The organism is Bradyrhizobium sp. PRIMUS42 (assembly GCF_023006515.1).
In the GTDB taxonomy this organism is placed as follows: Bacteria; Pseudomonadota; Alphaproteobacteria; order Rhizobiales; family Xanthobacteraceae; genus Bradyrhizobium.
Genome location: NZ_JALBGZ010001499.1, coordinates 1 through 555, shown reverse-complemented (window position 1 = coordinate 555; position 555 = coordinate 1). Strand labels below are relative to the sequence as shown.

Below are 555 nucleotides of genomic sequence, written 5' to 3'. Positions count from 1 at the left end.
GTCAGGAGGCGGGCGCGGCGTCAGCTCCTACGCGCCCCCGACGCAGCCGCATCTGGAGACCACGGCCACCGTGCCGCTGCGCTCCGTTGCTGCCGCTCAGCCGACTGGCGGGACCAAGATCATCGTCGGTACCAGCGACACGCTCGACCTGCTCGCCAAGCGCTATCGCGTCACACCGCAGGCGATCCTTGCCGCCAATGGCTACAAGGGCCCGCGCGCGCTCTCGCCCGGCCAGCAACTGATCATCCCGCATCCCGCCACGGCCGCTGCACCCGCGCCAGCGATGGCTCCCGTTGCGGCAGCTCCCGCTGCGAGGCCGGTTGCTACCATGGCTGCGCCATCGAGCACCCATTTCGTCAATCATGGCGACACGCTCGCCAGCATTGCCCGCAAGAACCATATTTCGTCGGCCGAGCTTGCCCGTGCCAACGGCCTCGATCCCTCGACCAAGCTCAAGCTCGGCAGCAAGCTGACCGTGCCCGGTGCCAAGACCGCCGCCGTTGCAGCTCCGGTTGCTGCGGCTCCGGTCGGGGCCGCTCCGGTTGCGGGAACGCT

1 protein-coding gene is annotated in these 555 nt (G+C 69.4%); it reads left to right on the top strand.

Annotation, left to right across the window (positions count from 1 at the left end):
* Positions 1 to 555: LysM domain-containing protein (locus MOV75_RS41295; protein WP_247008644.1), on the top strand; the 555-nt coding region annotated here is incomplete at both ends.